Annotated in this window: 19 protein-coding genes; 7 read left to right on the top strand and 12 right to left on the bottom strand. The window is 67.3% G+C overall.

From position 1 onward, the window contains the following. Positions 1 to 42: 42 nt before the first annotated feature. Positions 43 to 1,284, top strand: coding sequence for a DUF6068 family protein (locus tag D7Y21_RS00595; RefSeq protein WP_121710568.1), 1,242 nt, complete (start codon positions 43 to 45; stop codon positions 1,282 to 1,284). Positions 1,285 to 1,290: 6 nt separating this feature from the next. On the opposite strand, the gene D7Y21_RS00590 is transcribed toward D7Y21_RS00595, so the two are convergent. Beyond that, entirely contained in the window at positions 1,291 to 3,120 is a 1,830-nt protein-coding gene (locus D7Y21_RS00590; protein WP_121710565.1) for a patatin-like phospholipase family protein, read from the bottom strand. A gap of 172 nt (positions 3,121 to 3,292) precedes the next feature. Between D7Y21_RS00590 and D7Y21_RS00585 the strand changes: the two genes are divergently transcribed. Both D7Y21_RS00585 and D7Y21_RS00580 read left to right on the top strand, forming a co-directional pair. Continuing rightward, positions 3,293 to 4,189, top strand: coding sequence for a bestrophin family protein (locus D7Y21_RS00585; protein ID WP_120562431.1), 897 nt, complete (start codon positions 3,293 to 3,295; stop codon positions 4,187 to 4,189). Beyond that, positions 4,170 to 5,567, top strand: coding sequence for a rhodanese-like domain-containing protein (locus tag D7Y21_RS00580; RefSeq protein WP_121710563.1), 1,398 nt, complete (start codon positions 4,170 to 4,172; stop codon positions 5,565 to 5,567). Before D7Y21_RS00585 ends, D7Y21_RS00580 begins: the two co-directional genes overlap by 20 nt. A gap of 24 nt (positions 5,568 to 5,591) precedes the next feature. Here D7Y21_RS00580 and D7Y21_RS00575 read toward each other — a convergent pair whose 3' ends face one another. Both D7Y21_RS00575 and D7Y21_RS00570 read right to left on the bottom strand, forming a co-directional pair. Next, entirely contained in the window at positions 5,592 to 6,035 is a 444-nt protein-coding gene (locus D7Y21_RS00575) for an organic hydroperoxide resistance protein (RefSeq protein WP_120562433.1), read from the bottom strand. Between the two features lie 44 nt (positions 6,036 to 6,079). Beyond that, positions 6,080 to 6,520, bottom strand: coding sequence for a MarR family winged helix-turn-helix transcriptional regulator (locus D7Y21_RS00570; protein ID WP_120562434.1), 441 nt, complete (start codon positions 6,518 to 6,520; stop codon positions 6,080 to 6,082). A 151-nt stretch (positions 6,521 to 6,671) separates the two neighbouring features. Between D7Y21_RS00570 and D7Y21_RS00565 the strand changes: the two genes are divergently transcribed. From D7Y21_RS00565 to D7Y21_RS00555, 3 genes are all read left to right on the top strand, one after another. Then, complete coding sequence (locus D7Y21_RS00565; RefSeq protein WP_121710561.1) at positions 6,672 to 7,454, top strand: HipA family kinase; 783 nt, start codon at positions 6,672 to 6,674, stop codon at positions 7,452 to 7,454. Next, on the top strand, positions 7,432 to 7,830 hold the full coding sequence (locus D7Y21_RS00560) for a DUF3037 domain-containing protein (RefSeq protein ID WP_120562436.1): 399 nt from the start codon (positions 7,432 to 7,434) through the stop codon (positions 7,828 to 7,830). The genes D7Y21_RS00565 and D7Y21_RS00560 overlap by 23 nt, the downstream gene beginning before the upstream one ends. A 149-nt stretch (positions 7,831 to 7,979) precedes the next feature. Continuing rightward, positions 7,980 to 8,951 carry an endonuclease/exonuclease/phosphatase family protein gene (locus D7Y21_RS00555; protein ID WP_121710559.1) on the top strand — a complete coding sequence of 324 codons (972 nt, stop codon included), beginning with the start codon at positions 7,980 to 7,982 and terminating at the stop codon, positions 8,949 to 8,951. A 50-nt stretch (positions 8,952 to 9,001) separates the two neighbouring features. On the opposite strand, the gene D7Y21_RS00550 is transcribed toward D7Y21_RS00555, so the two are convergent. From D7Y21_RS00550 to D7Y21_RS00520, 7 genes are all read right to left on the bottom strand, one after another. Further along, positions 9,002 to 9,613, bottom strand: coding sequence for a hypothetical protein (locus tag D7Y21_RS00550; RefSeq protein ID WP_121710557.1), 612 nt, complete (start codon positions 9,611 to 9,613; stop codon positions 9,002 to 9,004). Beyond that, entirely contained in the window at positions 9,610 to 13,029 is a 3,420-nt protein-coding gene (locus D7Y21_RS00545; protein ID WP_121710555.1) for a type I restriction endonuclease subunit R, read from the bottom strand. The genes D7Y21_RS00550 and D7Y21_RS00545 overlap by 4 nt, the downstream gene beginning before the upstream one ends. Further along, positions 13,026 to 14,354 (bottom strand): restriction endonuclease subunit S, encoded by a 1,329-nt coding sequence (locus D7Y21_RS00540; protein ID WP_121710553.1) that lies wholly within the window; start codon positions 14,352 to 14,354, stop codon positions 13,026 to 13,028. Before D7Y21_RS00540 ends, D7Y21_RS00545 begins: the two co-directional genes overlap by 4 nt. Continuing rightward, entirely contained in the window at positions 14,351 to 16,693 is a 2,343-nt protein-coding gene (locus tag D7Y21_RS00535; protein WP_121710640.1) for a class I SAM-dependent DNA methyltransferase, read from the bottom strand. The genes D7Y21_RS00540 and D7Y21_RS00535 overlap by 4 nt, the downstream gene beginning before the upstream one ends. Before the next feature lie 84 nt (positions 16,694 to 16,777). Further along, positions 16,778 to 16,978 carry a helix-turn-helix domain-containing protein gene (locus D7Y21_RS00530; RefSeq protein WP_121710551.1) on the bottom strand — a complete coding sequence of 67 codons (201 nt, stop codon included), beginning with the start codon at positions 16,976 to 16,978 and terminating at the stop codon, positions 16,778 to 16,780. A gap of 122 nt (positions 16,979 to 17,100) precedes the next feature. After that, positions 17,101 to 19,524, bottom strand: coding sequence for a S8 family peptidase (locus tag D7Y21_RS00525; protein WP_199735337.1), 2,424 nt, complete (start codon positions 19,522 to 19,524; stop codon positions 17,101 to 17,103). A 130-nt stretch (positions 19,525 to 19,654) separates the two neighbouring features. Further along, the gene (locus tag D7Y21_RS00520; protein ID WP_121710547.1) at positions 19,655 to 20,641 is read right to left on the bottom strand and encodes an AAA family ATPase; all 987 of its coding nucleotides are present in this window, start codon (positions 20,639 to 20,641) and stop codon (positions 19,655 to 19,657) included. 178 nt (positions 20,642 to 20,819) lie between these two features. Here D7Y21_RS00520 and D7Y21_RS00515 point away from each other — a divergent pair, with 178 nt between their 5' ends. Then, positions 20,820 to 21,212 (top strand): DUF488 domain-containing protein, encoded by a 393-nt coding sequence (locus D7Y21_RS00515; RefSeq protein WP_121710545.1) that lies wholly within the window; start codon positions 20,820 to 20,822, stop codon positions 21,210 to 21,212. On the opposite strand, the gene D7Y21_RS00510 is transcribed toward D7Y21_RS00515, so the two are convergent. After that, positions 21,209 to 21,388, bottom strand: coding sequence for a DnaJ domain-containing protein (locus D7Y21_RS00510; protein ID WP_233611882.1), 180 nt, complete (start codon positions 21,386 to 21,388; stop codon positions 21,209 to 21,211). The two genes, D7Y21_RS00515 and D7Y21_RS00510, sit on opposite strands and share 4 nt — an antisense overlap. Positions 21,389 to 21,551: 163 nt before the next feature. Next, a complete protein-coding gene (locus tag D7Y21_RS43765) occupies positions 21,552 to 21,680 on the bottom strand; it encodes a hypothetical protein (RefSeq protein WP_372239383.1) in 129 nt (42 codons plus the stop codon). Positions 21,681 to 21,728 lie beyond the last annotated feature (48 nt).

The following is a 21,728-nucleotide window of genomic DNA, read 5'->3' as shown; positions in this document are numbered from 1 at the left end:
TTCACGCGGATCCGCGCGGGGCTCCGTGTATCTAACGACCGCATGCGACGCCCCCTCTTCCGCGCCCCCTTCCTGCTGTGCTCCGCGCTCCTGCTGACCACGGGCTGCGAGAGCATGAAGCCCCGTGCCGTCTCCCCCTCCGACGGCACCACCGCCACCGCCACCGAGCAGCCCGACGCCTCCGCTCCGACCGAGGCCTCCGTGCTGGACGCAGGCGCCCCCGACACCACCGCCACGCCCTCACCGTGGCAGCGCGCCCGCGTGGGCGACCGCGTGGAGTACGCCTTCTCCGCCCACCGGGGCCGCCCCGGCGCGGACACCGGCGTGGGCGTGGCCGGCCATGTCACGCTGGAGGTCATCGCCGTCCAGGCACCGTGGGCGTGGCTCACCGTCACCTTCACGGATGATCAGGGCAGGCCCCTGGCCCACCCTCGCCTCTCCCAGCCCCGCGTGCTGCCCATGCGCATGGAGGAGACGCAGCCCTGGAAGGAAGAACACCGCGGCCAGCGCTCCGCCGAACAGACCACCGCCGCCGGACGCACCTGGGATGCCCGCCGCTTCCTGGACGACCGCCGCCCCAGCGACGGCCCCCTCCAGAACCGCCTCTACGCCAATGAGCCCGGCCCGCTGTACCTCACCCATGGGCTGCTCGACGCCAGCACCACGCTCTCCGGCTTCGGCGCCAGCGGCAGCCAGCAGCTCACGCTCGTGTCCTTCCGCCAAGGCTCCGATGCCGCGAGCACCGTGCCCGTGCTCGACCGGCCCTGGGGCCCGGGCACCTGGTACGACGTGCGCCAGGACCTCTCCGGCACGTCCTCCGTGCGCCGCGTCTGCCTGGGCGCCGAGCGCGGCTTCGTCCTTCGCAAGGAATGGACCGGCCCCACCGGCGACGCCCCCTGCGCCGACTTCCGCGACGCGGAAGCCCAGCCCCTGGAAGAGGCCCTCCTCCACGCCGTCAGCGAAGCCGTCAGCCAGCCGCAGCAGTGGCCCCCCGTCGCCGCCGGCACCGCGCCGCCGCGCCGGGAGACGTTCACCGTCGCCCAGCACCCCATCCCCGCCTTCGTCCTCGAAGCGCCCGCGGGCGAGGGCGCCGAGCGCCGCGTGCAGGTCACCACCTACGCCGCCGACCCCTGGGGCGCCGCGCTGAACGGGCTCGCGGACGAGGCCCGCTTCCTCCCGCTCGCGGATGCCGTCTACCGCGCCCCGCCGAAGGGCAAGCGCGTGCCCGAGGACGGGACCGCGCTCGGCGGCTGGGGCAAGTGGGTCATCGACGGCGGCAGGTAGCGCGCGTCAGTCACACGTGCGGCGCTCCGGCTTGTCCGCGCGGCACTGCGCCACGGACGGGAGCGCCTCGCGCGCCTCGTCCGCCACCTCCACCAGCTGGCGCGCGCACTCCTGCGCCGCCAGCGTGCCCTGGATGTCGAAGAGGGACAGCACTTCCTTGCAGCGCTTCTGCATGGACTCCACGCCCGCCACGAAGAGCGGCTGCATCACCTCCGGCGTGAACGAGTAGCCGCTCGCCGTCGCCAGCCCCGTCTCCGGCTTGAACATCCACGTGCTGCGCCAGCTGCTCGCCACCTGGTCGAAGCGCGCCGAGCCCATCCACACCGCCTGCCCCGCCCCCGGCCCCACCATCCGCGGATGGAAGCCCGTGCCCTTGCGGCGGCAGAAGTCCTCCGTCGCGCCGCGCAGCGTGCAGACGTTGTACTCGCCCAGCCGGCGCGTCACCGCGAGCAGCTCCGCCTGCTGCACCTCCGCCACGCGCGGCTGCGCCACGAACAAGTCGATGGTGCGCATCAGCACGCTCATCGCGTTCTTCGGATCCATCGACGGTGACGGGTTCATCCCTCCCGTCGAAATCACCAGCACACGCTCCGCTCCACGCTGCACCGCCTGGAGCAGCGGGAGCCCGGAGCGCACGCCGCCGTCGTAGTACGTCCCCGTGCGGTCACCGGTCGCCGACGGCAGCCTGACCGCCGGGTTCGACAGCACCGGCTCCGCGATGGACGCCACGATGGCGTGCACCATCCCGCCCTTGCGCTGCTTGTCCGACGCGCCCGGCTTGAAGTCCGCCGGATCCTGGTCGCTCACGCCGAACACGTCGCCTGTCTGGAAGTCCACCGACACCGACACCAGCTCCGTGCCGTTGTGCAGCATCTCCGGATGGATGAACTGATCCAGCTTCGCGTAGACGCCGTCGAACTTCACCAGGCCCCGCGTGTCATCCGCCAGGTTCCACAGCCACGTGGAGTTCACGCAGTACAGGTCCGACTCCACCGTGCACGTGTAGTTGCCCAGCAGGAGCCGCCGCGCGTTCGCCTCCTGTCCCGGCGTGTGGAACAGGTCCACCAGCGTGCTGATGAGCGCGCCCGTGCTCGTCCCCGCCGCCAGGTCGATTCGCGCGTCGCCGCACCCCTCCGGCTCGGGCTTGCCCCGGCACTGCTCCAGGATGCCCAACAGCCGCCACATGGCCCCCGCGCTGAACGCTCCGTTCGCCCCACCGCCGCTCAGCACCACCGCGTTGCTGGGCCGCTGCAGGTCGCGGCGCCACGAACGCGCCCGCACGTACGCCGCCGCGGATGCCGCGCCCCGCTGGATGCCCTGCGCGAGCACCTCGCGCGTCAGCGGTACCTCCAGCGACTGCTGCAACGCCGCGAGCGACGGGCCGATGCCCATCGCGTTCGAGAGGAAGCGCTGCGCGTCCACCTCCTCCTCGGCCGCCGCCGCGGAGAAGGACTGCGCCGGCAGCGGCACGCCCCACGCCGCCGCCCTCACCGTCCGGTCGACGTAGCCCGCGCGCTCGGCGTTCTCATAGCAGGACGCCGTGTCGTTGCCCGCGTGCTGGACCAGGCACGCCGACATGTCCAGCACGGCCTCCGGAGACGCGCCCAGCGCCTCCATCCACGCGCCCGCGCGCGCCGGGTCCACATAGGAGTCCGTCAGCTGCGCGCGCGTCAGCCCCGCCACGCGCTCCACCGCCGCCACCCGGAGCGGCTGGTCCTTCGGCTCCGGCGAGTCCGGGGCATTGAGCGTGTCCAGGAGGACGTCCGTGCGCAGGAAGCTGCAACCGCTCGCCGTGGCGGCGAGGAACACCAGCAGGGGCGTGAGATGACGGCGCATGGAAGACGCCTCCTTGACGAGGGAGTGGACAGACCGTCTTCCTCCTTAGCTGAAGCCCCCGACACCCGGCCATCACCCGAAACGTCCGGCATCCGCAATCTCGCAAAGCACTGCTCGCGACGCGTCGCGGTGTGGTTAGCATGCGCCCCCCGTCCCGGAGGGTATCCCCTACATGGTTGAGTATGACCCGCATCGCTGGTGGAGCTACTTCCACTACCTGCGCGGTTCGATGGTGAAGGAGATCGTCGGCCGAGTGTTGATGTGCGTTGTCTGGGCCGCGGCCGTGGTGGTCTTCCACCAGCAGGTGCACAACGTGGGCGTGCCCCCGACGGTGCACACGCTGGCGGGCATGTCGCTGAGCCTCCTGCTCGTGTTCCGCACCAACGCCTCCTATGACCGCTTCTGGGAGGGCCGGAAGCTGTGGGGCGGCATCGTCAACGAGACGCGCAACCTAGTCCGCGCGTCGGAGCCCTTCCTGGGCCGCACGGAGCTGTATGCCACGCTGGTGCGCTGGACGGCCGCGTTCCCCTTCGCCACTGCCGGGTGGCTGCGCGGCCAGCAGCGGCACCTGGGCCCCCACACGGACGCCCTGCCCTCCGGAGAGGTGGCGGACGTGCTCAAGGCCCAGCACGTGCCCCTCAACGTGGCCCGCCGGATGACCGCCGTGCTGGACGAGGGCCGCCGCCAGGGCCTCTATCCCGAGTACGTCCAGATGCAGCTGGACCAGAACGTCCACCAGCTCATCGACTACCTGGGAGGTTGTGAGCGCATCCACCGCACGCCCATGCCCTTCGCGTACATGGTGCACCTGCGCCGCGCGCTCATCCTCTACTGCTTCACCCTGCCCTTCGCGCTGGTGGACACTTTTGGCTGGGTGACAGTCGTGGCCACGTTCGTCGTCGCGTATGTCTTCTTTGGTATCGAGGAGATCGGCGTCGAGATCGAAGACCCCTTCGGCACGGACGACAACGACCTGCCGCTCGACACCATCTGCCAGAACATCCAGAACAACCTGCTGGCGCTCCTGCCAGCCTCCACCGCGAGCACGCATGGCGACTCCGCCACCTGAGCCCTCGGCTCCTGCGAATTCCGTCATCTTCCAGCGCAAGTGGAAGGCGGAGCTGCGCGCCAGCGGCGCGATGACGCCCCGGGTGCCGGTGCAGTTCGTCGCCGAGCAGGGCCGGGCCATCCGCGTCATCGACATCCGTGAGAAGGAGGACCTCACGGGGATGATGGGTCACATCCCGGGCTCGCTCTGGGTGCCGCTGGAGCGCATCGCGGAGGTGTACCAGCAGCTGGGTCCGGACGTGCCCGTGGTGCTCGTGTCCCACAGCGGCCGGCGGGCAGGGCTGGGCGCGCAGTACCTGCACGCGCTGGGCATGCAGTACGTGGCCGCGCTGGCCGGCGGCATGATTGGGTGGCGCACGGCGGGCTACTCCACCAGCCGTCGCACGACCATCCTCGAGCGCGGCCTCACCACGCCCAGCTTCGCGACGGAGGAAGGGCCCACCACGGGGCCGCTGCGGAAAGAGCACATCGAGCGGCACGTGGGCGACCCCAGCCAGGTGCGCTGGGCGCGGCTGTCCGCGCTGCTGATGATGGGACGCCGCTCGTGCGTGGACGGCCGTGACGAGCAGGGTGTCATCGGCACGCCCGGCGGCGACGCGGGCGAGTTCCTCGTGGCGCTGGCCGCCGTGGAGAACGTCACCGGCGCCCGGTTCGATGACACGACGGTGGAGGAGCTCCTCTTCCAGGAGCTGGAGGTGTTCGGCCGCTTCTACATGCACACGGACACGCTCGCGTGGGGGAAGCTGGTCGACGCGCTCGCGGCGGATCCGCGCCTGTCCGGCCACCGCCAGCCGGGCCAGGACGACGAAGCGGGCTGGCACGCGTTCGTGGACCACCCGCCCGTGGACGCGCGGCCCGTGGTGATGGAGCAGCTGCTGGAGCCCGCGCACCTGGGCTGCGGCCACCTGAAGCTGATGCTCACGCGGCCCCAGGACTACGGCGTGCGGCCGGACCTGGTGCGCGCGTTCCTGCGCGCGTTCCACGACCTGCGCTGGCAGGGCGTGCCGGAGCTGGAGTTCGTCACGCTCTCCGGCGAGCACGACGAAGCGGCGGTGCTGACGGTGTACGTGGAGGAGGAGTTCTGGGACATGACGTCCATCCCGCTGGTGTCTCCGTCCGTGGGGCCCAAGCAGGTGTTCGTCGCGCACCCGCAGGTGGCGGCGAAGCACCGCGACCACTACGTGGAGTTCTTCCGGCGCCTTCCCAGATGGGTGAAGGTGGAGCCGCACCAGGTGGAGCCGCTGCGCACGGAGATGAACGCGCTCGCCGCCGCGCAGCTGGGCCACACGCTCAAGAGCCTGGCCAACGGACTGCCCATCTTCGAGGCGCGCTTCGACGGCGCGGAGACGGTGCGCGTGGTGGAGGCAGGCAAGGTCTAGCCCTGCCTCCGGGTGCGTGAAGGACTACTCCGCGACGGAGACCTTCACCTCGATGTTGCCGCGCGTGGCGTTGGAGTACGGGCACACTTGGTGGGCCGCCTCCATCAGCTGCTGCGCCTCCTCGCGGGGGATGCCCGGGAGGATGCCCGTGAGCTCCACCGCCAGGCCGAAGCCGCCCTCGGGCGTCTTGCCGATGGTGACGGTGGCCTTCACGCCGGCCTTCTCATCCAGCTTCTTGCCGGCCTTGCCCGCGACCAGGCGCAGCGCGCTCTCGAAGCAGGAGGAGAAGCCCGCGGCGAAGAGCTGCTCGGGGTTGGTGGCCGTCTCCTTGCCGGAGCCGCCCAGCTGCTTCGGCATGGCCAGCTCCAGGCCGTTCAGCGGGCTGTTCTCCAGGAGCAGCTTGCCGTTGCGGCCGCCGTGCGTGATGGCGGTGGTGGAGTAGAGCGGCGAGATCTGGACCGGGGCCATGGTGTTGCTCCTTCGTGACGTCGTGAGTGGAAACCGCGTGTGTCTCAAGCGCTGCGTGAAACCTTCTCGAACAACCGCTGGATGTCCCGGCGCAGCCGCGCCAGCTCCTCCAGTGAAAGGCCTGTGCGACAGACGATGGCCTCCGGGATGGACGCGGCCTTGCGGCGCAGGGCCTTTCCCGGCGCGGTGAGCGACACCGTCACCGACCGCGCGTCTTCCTTGGAGCGCTCGCGGCGTACGAAGCCCAGCGTCTCCAGCCGCTTGAGCAGCGGCGTGAGCGTCCCCGAGTCCAGGTACAGCTTCTCCCCCAGCTCCTTCACCGACACCCCATCCGTCTCCCAGAGCACCAGCATCACCAGGTACTGCGGATAGGTGAGCCCCAGCTTCGCCAGCAGCGGCGTGTAGGCCTGCACCATCGCGCGCGACGCCGCGTAGAGCGGGAAGCACAACTGCAGGTCCAGCCGGAGGAAGTCATCCGTCGACATGGGGAATATGTAGTGCGCAATTAAATTGCGCGCAACTGAATTGGCGGCGCGCGAGGGGAAGCGCCGTCAGGTGTAGGGTGTTTCCCCCGTCGGGCAGGGCCGTGGTACAGCCGCCACCCCCGGAGTGCCCGGGAACTGTCGAGGACGAGTGATGCTCAGGACGGTCACCGCCACGCGCTACGTGACGCCCTTGCGCGAAGGGGGCTCCTTGCCCGCCATCGTGGAGGCGAACGACGCGGGGCTCTATGTCGTGAAGTTCCGTGGGGCGGGCCAGGGGGCCAAGGCGCTCATCGCGGAGCTGTTGGCGGGGGAGATTGCTCGCGTGCTGGGCCTGCGGGTGCCGGAGCTGGTGTTCGTGGAGCTGGACGTGTCACTGGGGCGCAATGAGCCGGACAGTGAAATCCGCGAGCTGCTCAAGTCGAGCGCGGGGTTGAACCTGGCGCTGGACTACCTGCCGCGCTCGGTGACGTTCGATCCGCTGGCGGTGCCGGTACCGGAGGCGCAGGTGGCGTCCGCCATCGTGGCGTTCGACGCGTTCGTGACGAACGTGGACCGCACGCCGAAGAACCCGAACCTCCTGGTGTGGCACCGCAACCTCTGGCTCATCGACCACGGGGCGGCGATGTACTTCCACCACTCGTGGGACGGGTGGGAGGAGCGCAGCCAGACGCGGTTCGCGCCCATCAAGGACCACGTGCTGCTGCCGTGGGCGCACGGGCTGGCGGAGGCCGGGGACCTGCTGCGCGAGCGCGTGACACGGGAGGTGGTGGAGCGCATCGTGGGGTCCATTCCGGAGGCGTGGCTGGGCCAGGAGCCCGCGTTCGCGTCCACGGCGGAGCACCGCGCGGCGTACGTGACGTGGCTGATGCGCAGGCTGGAAGCGGCGCCGGCGTTCATCGAGGAGGCGACGCGTGCCCACGCCCAGCTCGTTTGATTACGCCATCATCCGGCTGGTGCCTCGCGTGGAGCGCGAGGAGTTCATCAACGTGGGCGTCGTCCTCTTCTGCGTGCAGCACCGCTTCCTGGGCGCGCGCGTGGAGCTGGACGTGGCGCGGCTGAAGGCGCTGTCGCCGGACGCGGACGTGGAGCTGCTCGGCGGCCACCTGGAGAGCTTCCGCCGCGTGTGCGTGGGCGGGAAGGACGCGGGGCCCATTGGACGGCTGCCGCAGAAGGAGCGCTGGCACTGGCTGGTGGCGCCGCGCAGTACGATGCTCCAGACGGGCCCCGTGCACGCGGGCCTGTGTGACGACCCCGACCGCGCGCTGGAGCACCTGCTGGACACGATGGTGCGGGTGAAGCCCGCTCCGTGAGCAGGCAGGCGGACGAGCCCTGCGTCCGCTTGTTGGCACATCGCGGATGGCGCCGACGCATCCCATGGTGAAGAGAGTGGGGAGCCCTGGACGTTTGTCGCGGGGCTTCCCATTTTTCGCCGCGAGGCATGGGGAGGTGGCGTCCGGACATGGAGCCGTCAGCGCTGCGCATCGTCACATACAACGTCCGCTACTTCGGCCACATGCTGAGGGGGCTCGCGAGCACCCTGGGCCCCAAGCGCCGGGTGGCGGCCGCCCTGGCCACCCTGGACCCGCTGCCGGACGTCGTCTGCCTCCAGGAGGTGGAGACCTCCTCGCTGCGCAGCAACATCGTCCACCGGCCCACACGCCCGGGCGAGACGCAGCTGGAAGCCTTCATGGAGCGCGTGGAGGAGACGTTCGCCCTCCAGGGGAGGGTGATGCCCTACGAGGCGTTCTACTTCCGCGCGCACCACTACAAGGTGGGGGAGCTGTCGCTGTACACGACGGGGCTGGCGATGCTCGTCAACACGCGCACGCTCCAGGTGGACCGGCACAACGTGGAGGCGCCGGAGCACATCACGCACCATCACGTGCAGGGCCTCAAGGAGCGCAAGCAGAGCCGCATCTGCGCGCACATGCGCGTCATCCGCCGCGCGGACCAGCGCGCGTTCCACGTCTTCAACACGCACCTGAGCCTGCCTACGCCGTTCGCCCGCGAGTTCTGGGCCACGCGCGACAAGATGGGCTGCGGCGTCAACCAACTCCACGAGGCGAAGAAGCTCACGGGCTTCATCGGGCTGCACGCGAAGGAGGAGCCATTCGTGGTGTGCGGGGACTTCAACTCGCCGCCGTCGTCGCCGGTGTTCCGATATCTCACGGGGGATGCGCACCTGACATGCGCGCAGGCGTCGGTGGGGCAGATCAACCCGACCCTGTCCCGCGCCTTCCCCACCGCGGGCTTCATGCACATGCGCATGCACCTGGACCACCTGTTCTCCGGTGGCGGCGTGAGCTGGGTGGACACGGAAGAGACGCGGCCCTTCGGAGACCTGACCAGCCGCTTCCACGGCCTGTCCGACCACGTGCCGCTCATCGCGCGCTTCCGGCTGGCCGCACCGACGCCCGCGCTGGTGACCTGAACGGAAGCCGAGCCCCTGGACGAAGCCCTGCGTGAACTCGTTCTCGGCCTTCAGGGCTTCGGCACCGAGCAGCCGAGGTGAAGGATCTCGACCACCGCGCCGCTATCGTGCTCGTGACTCGTGAGGAAGGCACCAAGGATGTTGTGATCGGCGCCTGCCGCCTTCTGCTTGAGCGGGCGCTGCTTGTCCATGTCGGCACGGAGCTTCTTCATCTTCTTGAAAGCATCGGCCGTGTCGATGAAGTCCATGCAAAACGCGCGCGGCTCGCGGCCGGAGCAGTAACCGAGTAGCTGTTCGCAACCATCGACGTGGTACTGGTAGCCCTTGTGGAGTTTGCATTCACCCAGGTACCTCCAGTGCCTGCCGAATGCGCACTCCACGACGACGTCGACGTGGCCGTTGTTGTTCGTCTCGGCGGTCGCGTGCCAACCCATGAGGCTCAGAAAGTCAGCCAGGAGATGGGATAGGCCGGGCTCGCTAAACGTCGAGTACTCCTTCGAGCCGTTCTCGATCTTCTTCATCGCGCGCTCGATCGCCCCCTCCGTGGCCACGATGAACTCCGGCTCGGTCTTGGCGAGCAGCAGGTCCCTCAAGTTGGAGTTGTGCCCCTCCAGGAGGCCGAGGAGCCGCTCGAGGGAAGCATCCGCGTCAACCTTCTTCACGTCGAGCCTCCAGCGATCGCGTCGGTCTCATTCACTGCCCACACGACCTCAACCGCCGACGTCCACTCGCGCCGATTGTCCGTCGCCTCCGCGGAGCGCCTCCGCACTTCGTCTGTGCTGACGATGCGCGCTTGGTCGCCCGACCGGTCCACGTAGAACCTTTGCAGGCTCGCCGTCTGCGGCCGAGCCAAGCGTTCCACGGCAGCGAGCGCGTCGTCGTCGCTCAGGCCCAGCTTCTCGGCCGCTCGGATCGCGTCGCCGAGCGTGACGCGTCGACTGCGCTGGAGTTGGCCGAGGAGCACGGCGCCGACGCGGTCGCGCGCATTCGACGACTGCGCGAGCCGCTCCTCGAGCGGCTGATGCTTGCCGGGCGGGCGCGACGAGGGCCGCTTCACCGTGGTCGATGTCACGCTGCCGGAGGTCAGGCCGAACACCATGTCGGTCACGAACCGCTTGAACGACGGGTTCTGAGCAAACTGCTTGTAGACCTCCGTGTCGTCTTTCAGCAACTCAAGCATGACCTTCGAGAGCGCCTTGTCGTGCTCGATGCGCGCGGTCTGGGGCGTGTTGAGCTTGGCGTTTTGGTAGGCGGCGTCGGCGGCGACCTTCGGTGCAATGTCCTCGCGGAGTCTGCGCGCGACACGATCGGCGTCCTCGAAGAGCGTCCCGAACTGCTCGTTGAAGCTCTTGAGGATGTTGGACAGCCGGTCGAGCTCGGGCTCGGCCTTGCGCCCTCCTCCCGCGACGGGAACGGGATCGATCACTGCCTCGTCGTCGGGCAACTGGAGCTTGTGCAGCGCCTGCTTTTCGACTCGGTAGCTGTCCATGTCGATGGACTCAAGGATCCCCTTTGAGAGGTCCTCCTCCTTCGGCGCGGGCAACTTCGGGATAAGGAAATTCAGCAGGATCGACAGCTTCTCCCAGCCCGGATTCGAGTACGGCAGGATCGAAGCGAGGAAGTCGTACGTGCGGGTGAACGCCTTGGCCTTCCCCTTGAAGTCGACCTGCCCGTCCTCGTCGAGCCGAGCGAGGTACACGGCAACGCATGCGTCGAGGATTGGGTCCAGTTGGTCTCGCTGCGCACCGGCGAGGAACAACGAGCTGACCTGCTCCACTTGCTCCGGCGAGTAGACCTGCCAGCCATCGAGCCCGGACTTCAGGTCGTGCAGTTTGTTGGGGTCGGTTTCCTCGCTGAGCACCGTCGTGCGGTAGTAGTCGGCGAAGGACCTGGTGATCCCGTCAACGTCGTTCTGGAAGTCGAGCACGAAGACATCGTGCTTGTCGGGATGCGCGCGGTTCAGGCGCGACAGGGTCTGCACCGCCTTGATGCCCGACAGCCCCTTGTCCACGTACATCGTGTGGAGCAGCGGCTCGTCGTAGCCAGTCTGGAACTTGTCGGCGCAGATGAGGAACCTGTACGGGTCCTCTTGAATTCGGTCCGGGATCTCGGATGACGGAAATCCGTTGAGGGACGACTCTGTCACTTTGCCGCCCCCGAAGTCGTGCTCTCCCGAGAACGCGACGATGGCGCGGTAGGGGCTCTTCCGCTCGGCGAGGTAGTCCTTGAATGCAGTGTAGTACTGCACCGCACGCGCGATGCCGTTGGTCACGACCATCGAGCGAGCCTGCCCCTTGATCTTCCCGAGCGCGATCACCTGCTCGTGGAAGTGGTCGGCCATGATCTCTGCCTTCAGCCGGATCGCAGTTTCATGACTCTCGACGTAGCGGCGCAGCTTCTTCTGCGCCTTCTTCACGTCGAACTCGGGATCGCCCTCGATGGTCTTGACCAGCTTGTAGTAGCTGTTGACCGGCGTGTACGATTTGAGCACGTCGAGGATGAAGCCCTCCTGCACGGCCTGCTTCATCGTGTAGCTGTGGAAGGGGCGGTGCTGGACCTTGCCCTCGGCGTCGGGCGGCAGCGCATCGCCGAAAATCTCCAATGTCTTGTTCTTCGGCGTCGCCGTGAACGCGAAGTAGCTCGCGTTCGTGAGCATCTTGCGCGCGCCCATGCGCCGCTGGAGCTCGTCGTTGACGACGTCTTCGGGATCGTCGGTCGTCTCCGCGAGCGCCTCGCTCATGGCCGACGCGGTCCTGCCGCCCTGGCTGGAGTGCGCCTCGTCGATGATGATGGCGAAGCGCCGCCCACGATGCGCGTCGCCGATCTCGTTGAGGAGAAACGGAAACGTCTGCACGGTGCTGATGATGATTTTCTTGCCCGACTCGAGGAACTTCGAGAGTTGCTGCGTCTTCGACGCGCCGGAGCCGGTGACCGCGCCGACCACCGCGCTCACCTGCGCGAACTGCTTGATGTTCGCCTGGATCTGCTCGTCGAGGATGCGGCGGTCGGTGACAACGATAATCGAGTCGAAGGTGTCCTTGCCGTCGCTCTGTTTCACCGCGATGAGCTGGTGCGCGAGCCAAGCGATCGAGTTGGACTTGCCGCTGCCCGCCGAGTGCTGAACGAGGTAGCGCCGCCCGGCACCGACCTTGCGCGCGTCGTCGAGCAGCCTGCGGACCACGTCGAGCTGGTGGAAGCGAGGGAAGACCTGCTTCTGCTTCTTCTTGCCCGAGCGACGGTCGGTTTCCTCGACGATCTGTGCGTAGTTCTCAAGGATGTCGGTCAGCCCGCGCGGCGTGAGGACCTCTTCCCAAAGGTACGAGGTCTTGAGCCCGTTCGGGTTCGGCGGGTTGCCGGCACCGTCGTTGTAACCCTTGTTGAACGGGAGGAACCACGAGCCCTTCCCTCTCAGCTCGGTGCAGAAGCGTACCTCGCTGTCATCGACGGCAAGGTGAACGACGCACCGGCCGAACGCGAACAATGGCTCGCGCGGATCTCGGTCACGGCGATATTGCTCGACCGCGTCCTCGACGGTCTGCTTGGTGAGGCTGTTCTTCAGCTCGAAGGTCGCGATGGGCAGGCCGTTGATGAAAAGGCCAAGGTCGAGCGCGCGCCGCGTCTCGTCTCGGCTGTAGGCGAGCTGCCGCGTGACGCTGAAGCGGTTGCATGCGAAGCGCTCGGCGGCTTTGTCGTTGCCCGGCGAGGGCGTGCCGTAGAACAGATCGACGTGTACGGGGCCATGGTCGAGGCCCTTGCGCAGCACATCGATGACGCCGCGCTTGCCGACCTCCTTCTCAAGGCGCGCGAGGAACTGGCGGCGCGTGGGAGTGTCGGTCTCAAGCGAGAGCTTCTCGACGAGGGCGGGCTGCGTGGCCATGACGAAGCCACGCAACTGGACCAGATCGATGCAGGCGCCACGGTCGTAGTTTTTAGGGTCGCCGAGTATCCAGCCGGTACCACCGGCGACCGGCGTCGAGGTCTCGCTTGGCACGTACGGCGGCGAGAGCAGGTCGATCCGACCGGTCATCGAACGAACGATGAGGCCCTCAAGGCCCTTCTCGGAGGTGTCCGTGATCATGCGGCCTCGGTGTCTTCGTCGTTGAGTTGGTCGTCGTCGCTGTCGGCAGCGAGCAACTCGGATGGTTCATCGCCATCCACGGGAGGCAGAGCCGCTGCCACATCGCGCACGTCGAGTTGGCCGGTCACGATGTCCGCGATTAAGCGGGCCCGGTATTCCTGAACTGCCGCAATCTCGCGCTCCACTGAGCGACGTGCGTCTGCTTCGGCAGCGACGAACTCTGCGATTCGCTGCTGCTCTTCGAGAGGGGGGACGGGGATCTTCTCCTTGCCGAGCGCGCGGTGATTCAGCGGACGATTGCGTCCCGCCGCTCCTCGTGAGTTCACGTCCAAAAGGAGTTCGCCATACCCACTCCGAAGTAGTGCCCAGAGATATGGCGTGAGTGCTGCCTTAGGCCTTGCGCGAAGGACCGGGTACCGATGGGAGACGACAGTTCCTCCATCGGCTTCCGTTGCAATCGCGACAGCGCCTTCCCAAGCGAACTGACCACTGATGATGAGGTCACCCGGTTCCACCCAGAAAAATTCGGAATCGCCGAGGTGTTCGCCAAGCTGTGGCGGCTTGTGGAAGATTCCTCGCCCGCGATTTCGCAGCCCCAGCCTGATGTAGGACGCTCCGCGAGCGCGAGTAACCGGGCGCGAGACCAACGTCGTGATAAGGGCAAGTCGCGCCGTCTGGGCCGTGTATTTCCGAATGACCTCGTCGGTCACGGATGCGCGAGCATCGCTGGCAGCGCGGATGATCTTCTTCTTCGCGCGAACGTAGTCATCGACCCGTCGATTGGCATGCGCGAGGAACCGAACGATCGCAGCCTGCTCGTCGTGCGGTGGGATGATCAGCGGCGCGCGAAAGAATGCCTCGGGGTACATTCGCAGACGTGACGAGTGGATCCCCGTCGATCTAGACGTGTACTCCGCGATATAGTTCGGAGTGCGAAGCAGGTGGTCGGTGTACTTGGGCAGCAGTGAGAAGGTGTCGCGCTGGCGGTAGACGGCGTAGGCAGGGCTAACGATTCCCGAGTAAGGGGAGACGCCCAACGCTCCCATCCATGCCCACATCGTGTTCACAACCAAGTCGTCAGGCTGACACCGCTTATGCCCGACGTTCGATTTCGCGAGGAACATAGTCGCGTTGATGTCGCTACGGCGGCGAACGCCCGAGATGTGCGAAACCGAAAGCAGTGTCTCCTTACCAGACGAAGACTTCTCATCGACCTCATAGAACACGCCCTTCGCTCGCAGCGTGGTCCAGTGGTGCGGAATACGGGTGCGGTCAATCAGGCTGCTATCTCGATACGCTTGGTACGGCTTCAAACCGTCGATCACGCCGCACCTCGCTTGATGAGGCCAGCCAAGAGACCTTCTGCTTCGTGCTGCGCGGCGAGAAGCTCAGTACCGATCTCATCCAATTTCCGTAGTTTCGTCGGTCTGTAGAAGTGGCGCGCGAAGCTGATCTCGTAGCCGATCTGCGTCTTGTCCTCGTCGACCCACGCGTCGGGCGTGTACGGGAGCACCTCGCGCTTGAGGAACGTCTCGATACCGCCCTCCTCGAGGAGCGGCACCTGCTCGCTGTCGCGCAGCTCGCTGTCGGGCTCGTACTCTACGATGCAGCGTTTGCTGTCGATGGTCGCCTCGAACCGGCCGCGCACTGGGTCGGACGTGGCCTTGCCCGGCTTGTGGACCTTCGCGATTACCGGCGGTGCGGACTCGTCTCGCCAGCTCACAGCACGCAGGAGCTGCTTCAGGTCGGCGGAGCCGAGCTTGAAGCCGGCGTTGTCGAGCACGTCGCCGACACGGCGGCGGAACTCGTTGTGGTCGGCGAACACGCCGTCACCAAGCGCCTTCTTCAGCTTCATGGCGGCCTCGACGAGCCGTCCGTCGCGGTCCCAGGTCTTCGGTTCGAGCAGCTTCTTTTTCTTCTTCTCGGACAGCCCCTTCTTGGCGGCCTCCTCGTCGCCCTCGTCTTCGTCGCCTCCATCGCCCGCGTCCCACTCGTCGAGCCGTTTCTCGAGCGTGGCCTTCACCTTGGCGAAGTCGTCGAAGAGCGCGTCACCCAGCTCGTCGTAGAGCACGCTGCGGATGTCTTCGTCGCCCGAGGCGAAGCGCAGCGCCTCGATGGCCTTGGTCGTGAGCTGGCTGTGCAACCGCAGAGGACGCTCAACGGTCACCTTCCGGTAGCCGAAGGCCTCGTTGGCGAAGGTCTTGGACTGCTCGGTCTCAGCGAACGCGTCATACGCCGCCATCACCCGCTGCAAGTCCTCGTCGGACAGCTCGCAGCTCTTCTCGCCGAGGTTCTTGCGCAGCGGCTTGAACCACTGCGTGGCGTCGATGAGCTGCACCTTGCCCTTGCGCTGCTCGTTCTTCTTGTTCGAGAGCACCCAGACATAGGTCGCGATACCCGTGTTGTAGAAGAGCTTGAGCGGTAGAGCGATGATCGCCTCGACCCAGTCGTTCTCGAAGAGCCAGCGGCGGATGTTGCTCTCGCCCGAGCCCGCATCACCGGTGAACAGCGATGAGCCGTTGTGAACCTCGGCGATGCGGCTCCCGAGCTTCGACTTGTGGTTCATCTTCGAGGCCATGTTCGCGAGGAAAAGGAGCTGGCCGTCGCTCGAACGCGTGACGAGCGACAGCTCCTCGCCGCGGTGCATCACCTTGAAGCGCGGGTCGCGCATCCCGTCCTTGCCGCCCATCGCCTCGAGGTCCTTCTTCCAGCTCTTCCCGTAGGGCGGGTTCGCGAGCATGAAGTCGAACTCCTGCGCCGGGAACGCGTCGTGCGATAGCGTCGACCACTCTGCGCCGCCGACTATATGGTCGGCGTTCTCGCCCTCGCCCTTGAGCAGCATGTCCGCCTTGCAGATGGCGTACGTCTCGGGGTTGATTTCCTGTCCGTACAGGTGAGTAACAACCTTCTGCTTGTGGGTGGCGGCGAGCTTCTGCAGCGTCTCCTCGGCCACGGTGAGCATGCCGCCGGTGCCGCAGGCGCAGTCGTAGAGGAGGTACGAGCCCGCCTTCACGCGATCGGCGATGGGCCGGAACATCAGCGTGGTCATCAGGCGCACAGCATCGCGCGGCGTCCAGTGCTCGCCGGCCTCCTCGTTGTTCTCCTCGTTGAAGCGGCGTACCAGCTCCTCGAAGACGGTGCCCATCGAGTGGTTGTCCATCCCCGGGTGCTTCACCGAGCCGTCGCCGTTGAGCACCGAGTTCGGGCTCAAATTGATCTCGGGGTCGAGGAACTTCTCGATAAGTGTGCCGAGCGCGTCGCTTTTCGAGAGCCGGGCGAGCACGTTCCTGAACTCGAAGTTGGTCAGGATGTCCTGCACGTTCTGCGAGAACCCGTCGAGGTAGTCCTCGAAGTCGGCCTTGAGCTGCTGCTGACTCCCGCGTGACTTCAGGTCGCGCAGGCTGAACTTCGACGTGTTGTAGAACGCTTGGTCAGACGCCTTACAGAGCGCAGCGCGCTGCTCGGTGATGCCTGCTTGGTCGAGAATCGCCTTCGTCTCGAGGACCTGCTTCTTCGTCGGCTCAAGCACTGCGTCGAGGCGACGAAGCACGAACATGGGCAGGATGACGTCGCGGTACTTGCCGCGAACGAAGAGGTCGCGGAGGACGTCGTCGGCGATTCCCCAGATGAAGGAAACGATCTTGTTGTGTGCTGCTTGATCCATGTTCAAACGTCTCCGCAGAGAGGCGCCGCTTCGGCGCACGAGAGAAGGAAGGGAGCTCGCACGGCGAGCGACGGGTTGGCGAGGCTACGCATCCCCATCTCCCTGACGACGCGGTGCGGTGGTCTGGGCCTGGATCCACGCGTCGATATCGACCCGCCGGAACCGCCACTGGCCGCGGACCTTGAAGGCCGGAATCTCCCCCTTCTGCGCCATCGTGTAGACGGTCTTGTCCGCGACTTTAAGCAAGGCGGCTACCTCAAGGACCGTCAGAATCTCATCACTCATCCGGGTCGGCTCCGAGGGGCAGAATGGAACAGCCTTCCAACTGATTCCAACGTACGGCGTCGGATGGTGCGAACTCAAGGCGCGCGAGACCCCTGGTGCTCGAAATGCGCCGAGTGGCCGGGCTACGGCTCGATGGCGATGGGCAGGCCGACCTGCACGGCGACCGGCGTCCAGATGTCGGTCTCGACGCCAGGAGTCTCAATGGAAACGACCAGCGCATACCGCGCGCCCTTGTCGCTACGGTCGCGCTTGGGCTGGTCCTTCCACCAGCCGCTCACCGGGTACACGGCGATGACGCCGCGCTCGGCCAGGTCAGCGGCGTTGCACGAGAGGATGTCCGAGTGGAGCGAGCCTCGGTTGCGGGCCTGCTCGCCGAGGTACCACTCCGACGAGCCGCCGCCCGTGGTGGGCCTGGCCTCGTCCTCTTCGAGCGCCTTCTTGTTGAGGCGCTTGCGGAACTCCTCGATGGACTCCGTCGGCCCCTTCACGTCGAAGCGCAGCCCGTGCGAGGCGTAACGGTGCCGCTTCTTCCATCCGCGCCGGCCGGGGTTCGGCTCGATGAAATACGAAAGCGTGATGCGCAGGCGCACTGGCGTCGCGGCGAGCTGCGCGAGAACGTCGCGCGGCCAGGGCAGGTCGAAAAAGTGCAGCTCGCGTAGCTTGCCCTTGGTGAACGGGCAAATGCTGCTCTGCGCGACGAGGGTGAGCGCGTCGTTCGCGCTCCGCAAGGCACGCTCGGCGCTGGGCACGCCGAAGCCATATCGCTGGACGAGCTTCGCGCGGGCGCGCTTGCCGGTCGCGCCGACCAGGTGGGCCTGCATCTGCGCCGACCATTCCGCCGAATGCACCACGAGGGCACGCAGCGTCTCTGGCCAGTACGTCGGGTACTCGGCCGAGACAAGGGCAGCGAGACGCGCTGCCTGCGCCGTCGCTGCGCTGGTCGCCCAGCTCAGCACAAAGGACTTGGCGGCGGGCTTGAAGTACGTCGAGAGCAGCGAGAGGTCAGGGCATGGGAACTCGACCTCGCCCTTGGCGTTCTTCACGACATTGCCGCCCTCGAAGACGACGTCGGGCTTGATGGGCCACGCGTCGGCGAACGTCATGCCGGTGGTGCTCCACGGCGACAGCTCACCTGGCCGCGCAACCGGCTGCGAACTCGCCCACTTTGGGTCGTTGATGACGGCCTTCTCGGTGAAAGCGCCAACCGTGAGCGCATTCCACGCCTGGCCTGGGTCATGGATGGGATCGGTGTCGCTGCGTTCGAGGTGATCGACGGAGAGCGCGGTCTCGTCAACGTTGCCGGCGCAGAGCACGAAGAGGCGTCCCGCTGCGGCGTCGCCCTCGTCGAGGTAGTCGAGCCCCTGCGTGCCCGGATCGAATGAGCGGCCAGCGGCGAGCGCGTCGACCGCCGCGGACCACGAAGTGGGTTGCCCTCGGTCTCGCTCGTCGGTGGCAGCGATGGACATCGAGAACGTGCGTTGACGCTCGGGTGCTTGGATCTCCGCGCGGCTCGCCGCTTCGGCCGTGACCGCACCGTAGAGTTCGGGCGGATTCGCAGGGTACCCATCAGGAGGCAGGATCTTCACCGACTCAAGCCGGTGCCGGAGCACGACGCTTTGTGTGCCCGCAAGGACCGGCGTGAGGTCTCCGTAGAGCGCGAGGCCGGCCATCTTCGTGCCGTGGCCGAGGTGGTCATGCGTTCCCCACGCAGGCTCGCAGGTGTGACAGTCGTCGACGTCGAGGGAGGCGTCGAGCAGCGGGTGCGCGCGCGTGACGCCGGTGTCGAGCACGCAGACAGCTGGCGCATCAGCCGGTGGCTGCGTGACGCGTTCGCGTAGCTCCTTCGCCCACTGGCCCTGGTCCTCGGGGCCCATCTCAACAAATACCGTGGCGGCTTCCTTCGCCTTGCGAACCTCGGCGACGTCGTTGAGCACGTCGATCGATGCGGCGAATTGCGCGGGAGTCGAGCGTACGAGCGTGACAATGCGTTCGTCGAACATGAGGCGCCGGGGCGCGACGTCGATCTCCTGCGCAGCCGCGAATTCCATCAGGCGCTCGAGCTCGTTGCCGTCCTGGCGACGGAGCCAGACCTCCCACCAGATCGTCTCGTTCTCGTCGGGATATGCCTCGGTCGCGTCAGTCCACAGGCTGCGCAAGGTCGCGAGGCGAAGCGTCGCGACCGGGTCGAGCATGTCTTCGTAGCGGCGCTCGCGTTCCTTCTTTGGCGTTGTCTTCGCGTAGCTCTCGAAGCGCTCGAGGACGTGCTTCACCTTGCCATCGGGCACGAACACCGTCGCGCGCTCGACGCGGCGTGGCTCGGGCTCGTCGGTCTTCGAGTGGCTGACAGCGACGACCTCGATGCCCTGCCGCGAGTCCTCGAGCGATGTCACCTGGAGCGGCACACCGGGCTGGCTCTCGAACTGCACGTAGAGGCCAGGCACCGCGCCGTGGACCTCGATGCCAGCTTCGGCGCGGCGCTTGTCCGCTTCGACGACGGCTGCCTTGAGCGCGAGCTCCAACGCCTTGCCGTGCTTCGCGCGGCTCATTGGTGGCACGGGCCTGGTGACGGAGATCTTCCGCCCGTGGGGCTTGTACTCCTCAGCCGTTGGTGGGCCAGGGACGAGGATGTGCCTGCGGTTGCGAGGTGCGGACACGCGTCAGTCCCCTTGGTACCCGCTAAGCGTGCGTACTGCGTCGTTCCTCGAGCGCGGCCACGAGCTCGGCGTCACGCACGGCCGTCGTGTGGTCGAGGATGGCGTTCTTGGCGGCCTGCTCGCATGCCATCGCGATCTCGGCGTGGCTCAAGCCTTCTGCCGCCTTCGCCGCCGTGTGCCACTCGATGTTGCTCGTGTCGAGGAGCGCCAGCCTCCCCCGCATCACGCGAGTTGCGACTTCCTCGGTGGGTAGCGAGTACTCGAGGACGGCATCAAAGCGACGGAAGAGCGCGCGATCGAGCAAGCTGACGTGGTTCGTTGCGCCGAGCACGAGGCTGTCGGAGTCGTCCTGCTCGAGGAACTGGAGGAACGAGTTGAGCACGCGGCGGATCTCGCCGACGTCATTCTTGCTACCTCGCTCGCCGCCGAGCGCGTCGAACTCGTCGAAGAGGTACACGCCACGCGTTGACTGAATCGCGTCGAACACGAGCCGGAGCTTCGCGGCCGTCTCGCCCATGTACTTCGTGATGAGCCCGTCGAGCTGAATGCTGAAGAGCGGCAGACCGAGCTCACCCGCGAGCGCAGCGGCGGTCATGGTCTTGCCGGTCCCCGGGGGGCCGACGAGGAGAAGCTTCCGCATGGGCGAGAAGCCATGCTCGCGGAGGCGAGCGCGTTCGTGCTGCTCGGTGAGCACTCGTTCGAGGCGCGTGCGGAGCGGGTCAGGCAGCACCATGTCGCTCACGCGGGTCTTCGGATAGCCGACCGTGAGCAGGCCCGCGAGTTCGCCGCGGGGCTGGGCCAGTGGAACAGGCTTGGGCCCTCGCGTGCGCTCGGTCGCCTTCGCGCGCGCCTTTACCTGATCGACGAGTTCTCGAAGCTCTTGCGCGAACTTGCCGTGGCCGCTCCGCGCCGCTTGCGCGGCCACCTGCATGGCGATCGCGTAGAAGCGCGTATCGTCGCCATCGGCGTGGCTCCGAATGAGCGCTTTAACCTGGTCCGCAGTAGCCATGAGGTCTTTCTTTTTACCCTGCGCCCCTGACCGGAGCCACCGGATGCGCGCGCCCCCAAGATTCCGTCAAGTTGCTTCTGCCGGTCGACCACCCGAGCTACCGGATATTCGGGGCCCCGGCGGGTGCTCCCCGCACGCGAGTCGCGTGGGCAGCGTGTCCTTTCGGAGGCTCGCGACGATGATTCGACTCCAGCGCGTTTATGACGAGCACGGCCTGGACCCTCGGGCGGGGACCCGCTTCCTGGTGGACCGGCTGTGGCCACGGGGGCGCAAGAAGGTGGACCTCCACCTGGACGGCTGGCCCCGTGACGTGGGGCCCAGCACGGAGCTGCGGCGGTGGTTCGCCCACGACGTGGCGCGCTGGGACGAGTTCCGGCGCCGGTACACCCGCGAGTTGGACGCGCACCACGACGCGTGGGAGCCGTTGCTCGAGGCCGCGCGCCAGGGCCGCGTCACCCTGCTCTACGGAGCCCGCGACACCGAGCACAACAACGCCGTGGTGTTGAAGGACTACCTGGAAGCCCGGCTGAAGCGCTCCGCGCGAACGAAGCCGCGCCGCACGGTGCACTAGCCCGCGTCGCGCTCCAGCGCCTCCCACGCGTCCAGGATTTCGCGCGTGCGGCGTTCCGCGAGCGCGTGGAACTCCGGCGCCAGGTGGGCCACCTTGTCCGGGTGGTATTGCGCGATGAGCGTGCGGAACGCCTTGCGCGCCTCGTCCTTGGGGGTGCTCCGCTCGATGCCCAGCACCGTCCAGGGGTCCTTCGCCTCGGGCTCGGCCGCGACGGCACGGCTGCCGCGCGGGGGCGTGGCTTCGTCCGCCTGCCACGCGCGGGCCCTCGACGCGCCTTGGCGGCCTCCGCTGCCCGAGGCTCCGTCGTCACGGGCCCTGGCGGAGCCGGAGCGGGCGCCGTCACGTGCGGACGCATTTTCGCGGGCGCTGGAGCGGCGCCAGGGGTCGGCGGGTTCTTCCGGTGCTCCGCTGTCGCTCGCGGGCTCCGTAGAGCAGGGTGACGCGGCCCTGGCGCGCGGCCTCGAGCAACGGCTCCCACGCGTCGTGGTGCGCGTCCAACTCGCGGGTGTACCGGCG

It is taken from the genome of Corallococcus sp. AB045, from assembly GCF_003668895.1.
Lineage (GTDB): Bacteria > Myxococcota > Myxococcia > Myxococcales > Myxococcaceae > Corallococcus > Corallococcus coralloides.
This window is presented reverse-complemented; position numbering and strand designations above follow the sequence as displayed.